Genomic DNA, 8,432 nt, shown 5'->3' with positions numbered 1-8,432 from the left:
GGGCGGATAATTTAGAAAAGGCGATCGAGTTTTATCAAGCTGCTTTAACTGTTTATAAGCTTGAGGATTTCCCCGAAGATTGGGCAGGGAGTCAAAATAACCTAGCTAATGCCTACCTTTACAGAATCAACGGTTCGCGGGCGGATAATTTAGAAAAGGCGATCGAGTTTTATCAAGCTGCTTTAACAATCAGAACTCGTGAGGCTTTCCCGCAAAATCATGCAGAAACTTTATCTAATTTAGGCTATCTTTACCGCAGCAACCAGCAATGGCAACTAGCCTATGATAATTATGCCCTAGCCATTGAAACAGTAGAAATTTTACGGGGTGAGGAATCTGGGGATGAAAACAAACAGAAATTAGCCGAAGTATGGAACAGACTTTATCTGGGCATAGTAGAAGTTTGCATCGAACTGCAACGCTACACCGAAGCTGTGGAATATGCGGAACGTTCCAAGGGGCAAAACTTAATCGAGTTGCTATCGGTAAAAGATTTGTATCCCCAAGGAGAAATCCCCCCCGAAGTGCGCCAAGAGTTGCAACAGTTAAGGCTGAGAATTGCTGAGGAAAATCAGCGGTTAAAACAAGCTGAAGATAAAAACTACGATGCTATCAACCAACTGCGCCAAGATTTAGCAGCAAAATATCCCTATACACCTCTCAAATTTGGTGAAATTCAGCAGTTAGCAGGTGAAAAAACAGCAATTGTTGAATGGTACATTTTGAATAATAGTTTTTGTGCTTTCATCGCGAATGATCCCCCCCAGCCCCCCTTAATAAGGGGGGAGCAAGAGGGATCGGAATCTCCCTTGAAAATGGGAGAGAATCAATTAGAATTAACACAGTCATCTCAAAGCGAACCCGATCGAAATTCAGAACCCCCCTTATTAATGGGGGAGCAAGAGGGAACGGAATCCGCCTTGAAAATGGGAGAGAATCAATTAGAATTAACACAGTTATCTCACAGCGAACCCGATCGAAATTCAGAACCCCCCTTATTAATGGGGGAGCAAGAGGGATCGGAATCTCCCTTGAAAATGGGAGAAAATCAATTAGAATTAACACAGTTATCTCACAGCGAACCCGATCGAAATTCAGAACCCCCCTTATTAAGGGGGGCAGGGGGGATCGGATTTTGGCAATCATCACCGCAAGATTTAGAAAAGCTAATTGATTGGGTAAGAGAATATTTACAAGATTATTACAGCAACCCCGAACAATGGCAAAACAGCCTGGGAACCAAACTCGTAAACCTCGCCCAAATTCTCCACATTGATCAAATACTCGCAGCCATTCCCGAAACTTACGACAAACTAATCCTGATTCCCCACCGCTACCTGCATTTATTCCCAATTCACGCCTTACCCGTCAGCGGGGAAATTTGGCAGCGCTTTCACCGCGACAACGAAAATTGCCCTCTAAATCCCTGTCTTGTTGACTGCTTCGACAATGGAGTTTCCTACGCCCCCAGTTGCCAAATTCTCCACCAAGTCCAAAAATACAAACGAGGTAAATTCGATAAATTATTCGCCATCCAAAACCCCACAGATGACTTGATGGCTGCCGACATGGAAGTAGAAACCATCAAAAATATCTTCCCCAACCCAGAAATTGTAGCTAAAGAAAATGGCAAAAAAGGCGCAAAATCAGAAGAAACACTAGAAATCGCTGAAAGAGTCGCCGACAGCCACCATCTGTTTTTTTCCTGTCACGGTTACTTCAACTCCAACGATCCGCTACAATCTGGTTTAGAACTAGCCGACGGTACTCTCACCCTAGAAGAAATCATCCGCTATTTCAACCTCAGCGAATGCAGTCTAGTCACCCTTTCCGCCTGCGAAACCGGACAAGTCCAACTCGACAACACCGACGAATACATCAGCCTCACCAGCGGTTTCCTGTTGGCGGGTAGTCCCAGTTTATACGTCACCCTGTGGTCAGTAAATGCCTTTTCCACAGCGATTTTATTGATTAAAACCTACGAAAACCTCTACCAGCAGCCCGGTCAACTCGCCCTAGCATTAAACCAGGCCCAAATCTGGGTACGAGACACCGACATCCAAGGCTTCCTCGATTGGACAAACCAATGTCACCTTTTAGACAAAAAATGGCGAGAAAAATTACAACGCAATCTAAACAAACAATCGCGAACTCAGGGCGATCGTGCTAAAATCTATCAAAATCCCTATCACTGGGCCGGCTTCTGCGCGGCCGGCAAAGGAGAGCAAAACATGACTCAAAGCACCAGCAAACTAGAAATTTTCCAGCAATTAATTCAAGAATCAGATTTATTTGTCAATCTAAGAGATGCCTTAGATTCTCTTAAAGAGCAATTGACAGATAACGATATAACTAATATCAAAATCATCGACAATTGGATAGAACAACTCCCAGAACCTGACAAAAATAATATCCTAGAAGAGTATGAAGACCGTCAATTAGAGGGAGTTAAATTAGGCAATAGAGCGCAATCACCTACCAAGCCAGGACAAGCAAGCCAAATATTGAAGGAAATCATAAATCTGACTATCGCCCCAGAAAAACCTCCCGAATCAAATCAAGATACGCCCTAGTCTCCATGAAAAACTTTAGTATCAGTGTTTGTTTTTTCCATCTAAATCAGAGTGTGACTGAACCTCTAGAACAAGTTTCACCTGAAGCCGATTTAATTTGGGAAAATCTGATTAAACTCAGCGAAAAACTGCATTTCGCTGAACTAAAAGATGTGAAATCAAAATTATCGTGTTATGAGTTCGATCGCGAATCAAATATTTTTCAGCACAAAAAAGAATCATTAAATTCAATCAATCTCTGGCTGACAAAAACAGAAGAACCGATCGCACTTACCGCCATTAACCACAATGGATTATCAATTAGCGGCAAGCTGCAACCCTTTTTGTTGCACGATACCTACGCCTTCGACTTAGCTTTATATGCCGAAAATCCCGATTTAGACATTGCACCAGAAGAACTCGATTTATTTGAACCCAGCAGCCTCTTTTTAGATTGTTCCGAAAACACCCTCGGTGAAACCATCTGGTTTTACGGAGAAACAGCAGTAGGTGATACAGAATGTAAAGATGCAGCCAATAAATTGGTGACAAATTTTCTAAAAAACACTAAATTTACAGCTACATTAGTCGATAAAGGTCAAGGTAAATTATTGGGAATTCCATTATTTGAATATGAAATCAAACAAAACAATCAGCCGAATAAACTCTATAATATTTTAGTCTGGATTAACAATCAAGCCATCAATCCAGACTTTGACTCAGCTTATGAAAATTTATTTGGCGCGCTGTGGGCTCGCCACAAAATAGAATATGCCTACAAACAAGGGCGAGAAAGTTATAAAGAAGCCAGAAAACTTTATAGCGCTTTAGAAGCCAAAATCAAGGAATTCAAGCAAGATTTGCCTTTAGAAGAACTACAAAAACTTCTGGAAGCAATGCCAGAAATATCAATGCAGTATCAACGGCAACTGAGAAATCTGCAAGGGCATTATACCACAATCCAAGTCAATCAGAGAAACTATCAAAACTATTTGCAAAAATTCTGGAAAACCGGCGATATTGCCACTTGGCAAGATTTTAACAAAATCACCTGCAAACTCTATCTCCAGCAAATAAGAACCTACCTCAGTTATATCCAACCGGGTAAAGACTTAATTAGCGAATTTATCAATACATTGCGGGGTTTGGTAGCAATAGAACAAGCCAAGTGCGATGGCAAACTGCAACAAACTTTACAGGATATTGAGAAAGGAGACAAAAAGCGCGATCAAGAATTAGAAATTACCATTCAAGCAGTCGGTACCGGCATCGGTGTAGGAATTGGCTTTGCGGGCATCTTAGCCAGCAGCTACCCCTTAATCGAACAACCTTGGGCACTACCCTCTTTCCAGCATCCTCTGCCGCCTCATCCCTTCATTATTGCCATTGGAGTTAGTTGTTTGTGCGGTGGAGGCTTGGGATGGTTGGCTTGGTTTTTCACTAAACGCCATCTCAAAAATAAACTTTTACAATCATCATCCGCACAGACAAGTTTACCTAATTCCGAAAATCAATCTACCTCTATTGATGTGTAATCGCCTTCTGCTTTCCGATTAATTATGTTTAACCCATCGCCCGCATCAATATCTAGTCTATCTAGAGTTCTCGCATCTAGTTTCAACAAAGGCATGATTTGTTCGTATTGCTGCCATTTACCTCTAGGAAAACTCCCAACAGTAAAATCAAAAAATCCATGTTCCGTAGAGAATATGCCACCGCGTTCATACATTAAGATTAGCGGTTCATAGGGTTCAGGTAGAGTAAATTCATTGACTTTTGGTGAATTTTTCACGCTATCCCATTCGAGGAACCACTCGCAGGTTTTCTCAATAATACCCGCCACATAAAACGGTGTCTGTGTGAAATGAGTCTTCAGCACTTTAACCTTAGTTTCATCGGCATCTAGAGAATCAAGATGAGCAGCCACATCAAAAAACGGCCATTCATCTGTACAATCTAAAGCCTTAGCCCAAAGCGCAGCACGTCTCAAGTATTCTCGCAACAGGGCTATGTGAGAGTTGACGCGACTATCGTGTGGCTCCCATTTAATTGCTAAAATTCGCTCTAGTGCAGTATCGGTAATTGTTTTTGCAGTCATATTCTTTCCCTAATAGCTTCAAGCAACTCATCAAGATTCGAGAGGTTGTCCGCAAGCATCAGTCCTTCCGCTGACTTACCTATTATGTTAACCCAGTGGGAATCCGAGCGATCGCATCCTGTAGCGTCCAACCTTTTTCATCAGCCAACTCTCAAATTCGGAACCTAACTAATCCCATTCTGCCTATTGACAAACGATCGATACCTGATGATACTATGATACAAACACAACTGACATATCGCTATCCGTGAACGGTGAGTATTCAGCCAAACGTTCCCATAGAAACTCAATTAGCAGGACTCGGACAGCTCAAGGATCTTAGAAGCAACCCAAACCTCAAAGGTATTGACATCAACTTTTTGCTGAAGCAAACACCGAATCAATTAGAGGAAATGCTAAACAATCAAGATATCGAACCCAAAACCTACAGGCAGATTATGAAAGCCTTTGAAGGTCGAGATTTAGGTAAAAGAGGTAAAAACAGATGAAAACTGAGCCCAACATCCAAATCGCGATCGAATACAAGCTCAATCACAGTATTCATTGGCAATCCGTCGAGTTAACACCCTCAGAGTATTTTGACCTCGAACCAGATGAGAATATTGAATTAGATTGCATTCCCAAATACAATCATGCCATTGAATACCTCGATTTTCAACCCGATCGAGTAGTCGCGACCAAACTTATATTAATTGACCAAATAGTACAATCCAAACGTTTGATTGTTGAGAGATTCTGGAATGGTGGAGAAAACCGATTAATTGAGCGCACCGATATAGGAGCAAATACTTACTGGGAACTGATCCTGGAACATCAAATAAGTAAAGACCCACTTTTGTGGGAAATTGTGAGGTTAGGGCGAGAAAATGGAATTGTAACACCTTGGTATCACGGTTTCTTGCAAGATAATGATGATGGATCTCAGACAGAAACTAAAGTTGACACAGAAGGCAATTTAGCCTGACACAAAAAATTCAATTGAAATGCACAACAGCTTAATACCTGTAACGATATTTTTTTCTTGGGACTCACGCCGCCCAATAAAACAACTGTCAACAGCAAAAACCGTCAACAGTTGTTTTATATATTCAATGCGGATGGCGAGACTCGAACTCGCAAGGACATAATGCCACACGCACCTCAAGCGTGCGCGTATACCAATTCCGCCACATCCGCTTTTTCCGGCACTCAGGGATTTTCGCGTTACGAGTTAAAAATTTACAGGTTGAGGTTCCTGACATTTAACTTGTGACTTGCCCTTTTGCACCGCCGATTTACAACGATAGCACAACTACCCGCAAAATGTAAAATAAATTTTTGTGAACAATTTCTGCAAAACGATTATCCAGAACATACCGAAAGGCATTATTGTACAGAATATTGAGTGAATTAAGCAGCGAAGATGGGGTTCTCGAAAATTTTAATCGCTAATCGGGGGGAAATCGCCCTCCGCATACTGCGCACCTGCGAGGAAATGGGGATTGCCACGGTCGCCGTTCACTCCACTGTAGATAAACACGCCCTGCACGTCCAGTTGGCAGACGAAGCCGTTTGCATCGGCCCCCCCACCAGTAGTAAAAGTTATTTAAACATCCCTAACATCATCTCGGCGGCCCTGACGCGCAACGCCGCAGCAATTCACCCCGGTTACGGTTTCCTTGCCGAAAACGCCCGATTTGCCGAAATTTGTGCAGACCATCAAATTACCTTCATCGGCCCGTCTCCGGCAGCAATGCGAGGGATGGGGGACAAATCCACCGCCAAAGAAACTATGCAGCGGGTGAAAGTTCCCACAGTTCCCGGTAGTGGGGGATTGCTGGCAGATGAACATGAGGCTTTGGCTGTAGCCCGCGACATCGGCTATCCTGTGATGGTCAAAGCCACCGCTGGCGGAGGAGGTCGTGGTATGAGGCTAGTCAGAGACGCCTCGGAACTCCCCAAACTCTTCCATGCAGCCCAAGGCGAAGCCGATGCAGCCTTCGGCAACCCCGGAGTTTACCTCGAAAAATTTATCGAAAAGCCGCGGCACATCGAAATCCAAATCCTCGCCGACAACTACGGTAACGTGATCCACCTCGGCGAGAGAGATTGTTCGATTCAGCGCAGGCATCAAAAACTCCTGGAAGAAGCGCCGAGTCCCGCGCTGACGCAGAAACTTCGAGATCAAATGGGTCACGCCGCTGTCGCCGCTGCCAAAGCCATCAACTACACTGGTGCGGGGACTGTGGAATTTTTGCTTGACAAATCAGGCAAGTTCTACTTCATGGAAATGAACACGCGCATCCAAGTAGAACATCCCGTCACGGAGATGATTACAGGCCTCGATTTGATTGCCGAACAAATTCGCATCGCCCAAGGCGAAAAACTGCAAATCAAGCAAAACCAAGTGATTCTCAGTGGCCACGCCATTGAGTGCCGGATCAATGCTGAAGATCCCGATCGCAATTTCCGACCCCATCCCGGCATCATCAGCGGTTATTTACCTCCCGGCGGCCCCGGTGTGCGGATGGACTCTCACGTTTACACCGATTACGAAATACCCGCTTACTATGATTCTTTAATCGGTAAAGTAATTGTATGGGGGCGCGATCGACCTTCAGCGATTCGCAGGATGAAACGGGCATTGCGGGAATGCGCCATCACCGGCGTTCCCACGACTCTCAGCTTCCACCAAAAAATCCTGGATAGCCCCGAATTTCTCAGTGGCGAAGTTTATACCAACTTTGTCGAACAGTTTATGAATCAAAATAGTTAGTAGTCATGAGTCAGTAGTCATGAGTCATGAGTCATTAGTCATTAGTTATTAGTCATTAGTTTCGTCCTGAACGCACTGGTGTCCAGAAACCCGGTTCGAGCCAAAAGACAGGTTTCAGCCCGCAGATTTGGTCAAAAACCCGGTTTCTAGCAGTAGCCAGTGCGATCGCCAACTGGAAATAAGCCTCTACCAATGACCAATGACCAATGACCAATGACCAATGCCCAATGCCCCATGCCCAATGCCCCATGCCCACTGACTCTTACATCATCATCGTCAGGATGCCTTGCTGGCCGAGAATCATTTCCCGGAGCAAGCTACAGATACCGACCCAAATAATCGGCGTAATGTCCACTCCGCCGATCGGCGGTACAATCTTTCTAGTTAGGGCTAAAAAAGGTTCCGTCGGCCAAGCAATCAGACTTAAGGGAAGTCGGCTCAGGTTCACTTCGGGATACCAAGTCAGGACGATCCGAAAAATAAATAGCAAAGTCATCAACACTAGGACAGAGCCCAGAATCCAACTTGCAACGGTAATACCAGTCATGGGTCTTATCTCGAAATCTTAAGTTTTGTTAAGTCAGCGCCTCATAATTCTAACCGTTTCGTAGGTGCGATCGAACAAGACAAGCATAATTTTCCCGGCCTTAGACCTTGGAATGGAGAGGGTTCAAGGGTTAGAGGCTGCCAGGGTTCGAGTTTTGGAGGGGGAAAATATTGCTTCTGCCTCTATCCGTTACATCACCAACATCCATTGCAACATCCGTTGCTGAACTTCGCTCTGAGAACTGAGTGCTGATAAAATTAATAAAAATCAAATTGTTGTAACAAAGGTTTTGAATCTATGACTCCTTCACTCGCGAATTTTCTGTACAGCCTGTTGGTGGGCGTGGCGTTAGTAGTGATTCCAGCAACCATCGCCCTGATCTTTATCAGCCAAAAAGACAAAATCAAGCGCACCTAAAAAGTCTGCGGGTTTCTGTGTCCGGCGCGCGAGTCAATTTTGGGCTGCACGTCGGGCATTTCC

9 protein-coding genes and 1 tRNA gene are annotated in these 8,432 nt (G+C 44.2%); 6 read left to right on the top strand and 4 right to left on the bottom strand.

The features are described 5' to 3' along the window. On the top strand, nt 1–2,573 hold a 2,573-nt coding region (locus QUB66_RS04110), incomplete at its 5' end, for a CHAT domain-containing protein (protein ID WP_332971203.1). A 53-nt stretch (nt 2,574–2,626) separates the two neighbouring features. Beyond that, nucleotides 2,627–4,087, top strand: coding sequence for a hypothetical protein (locus QUB66_RS04105; RefSeq protein WP_332966453.1), 1,461 nt, complete (start codon nt 2,627–2,629; stop codon nt 4,085–4,087). Here QUB66_RS04105 and QUB66_RS04100 read toward each other — a convergent pair. Continuing rightward, complete coding sequence (locus tag QUB66_RS04100; protein WP_332966452.1) at nt 4,063–4,650, bottom strand: hypothetical protein; 588 nt, start codon at nt 4,648–4,650, stop codon at nt 4,063–4,065. The two genes, QUB66_RS04105 and QUB66_RS04100, sit on opposite strands and share 25 nt — an antisense overlap. Nucleotides 4,651–4,904: 254 nt before the next feature. Between QUB66_RS04100 and QUB66_RS04095 the strand changes: the two genes are divergently transcribed. Together QUB66_RS04095 and QUB66_RS04090 are read left to right on the top strand one after the other, a co-directional pair. Continuing rightward, complete coding sequence (locus tag QUB66_RS04095; protein WP_265239339.1) at nt 4,905–5,138, top strand: hypothetical protein; 234 nt, start codon at nt 4,905–4,907, stop codon at nt 5,136–5,138. Beyond that, entirely contained in the window at nt 5,135–5,614 is a 480-nt protein-coding gene (locus QUB66_RS04090) for a hypothetical protein (RefSeq protein ID WP_265239338.1), read from the top strand. The genes QUB66_RS04095 and QUB66_RS04090 overlap by 4 nt, the downstream gene beginning before the upstream one ends. Before the next feature lie 128 nt (nt 5,615–5,742). On the opposite strand, the gene QUB66_RS04085 is transcribed toward QUB66_RS04090, so the two are convergent. Continuing rightward, nucleotides 5,743–5,826, bottom strand: a tRNA-Leu gene (locus tag QUB66_RS04085). A 226-nt stretch (nt 5,827–6,052) separates the two neighbouring features. On the opposite strand from QUB66_RS04085, the gene accC reads away from it, so the two are divergent. Next, complete coding sequence (accC, locus tag QUB66_RS04080) at nt 6,053–7,405, top strand: acetyl-CoA carboxylase biotin carboxylase subunit (protein ID WP_332966451.1); 1,353 nt, start codon at nt 6,053–6,055, stop codon at nt 7,403–7,405. A gap of 55 nt (nt 7,406–7,460) precedes the next feature. On the opposite strand, the gene QUB66_RS04075 is transcribed toward accC, so the two are convergent. Continuing rightward, a complete protein-coding gene (locus QUB66_RS04075; protein WP_332966450.1) occupies nt 7,461–7,655 on the bottom strand; it encodes a hypothetical protein in 195 nt (64 codons plus the stop codon). Between the two features lie 12 nt (nt 7,656–7,667). Beyond that, nucleotides 7,668–7,952 (bottom strand): YggT family protein, encoded by a 285-nt coding sequence (locus tag QUB66_RS04070; RefSeq protein WP_265239334.1) that lies wholly within the window; start codon nt 7,950–7,952, stop codon nt 7,668–7,670. Nucleotides 7,953–8,249: 297 nt separating this feature from the next. Between QUB66_RS04070 and psbX the strand changes: the two genes are divergently transcribed. Continuing rightward, nucleotides 8,250–8,369 (top strand): photosystem II reaction center X protein, encoded by a 120-nt coding sequence (psbX, locus tag QUB66_RS04065; protein ID WP_193975715.1) that lies wholly within the window; start codon nt 8,250–8,252, stop codon nt 8,367–8,369. The last annotated feature ends 63 nt before the right edge of the window (nt 8,370–8,432 follow it).

Source organism: Microcoleus sp. A2-C3 (assembly GCF_036706065.1).
Lineage (GTDB): Bacteria > Cyanobacteriota > Cyanobacteriia > Cyanobacteriales > Microcoleaceae > Microcoleus.
This window is presented reverse-complemented; position numbering and strand designations above follow the sequence as displayed.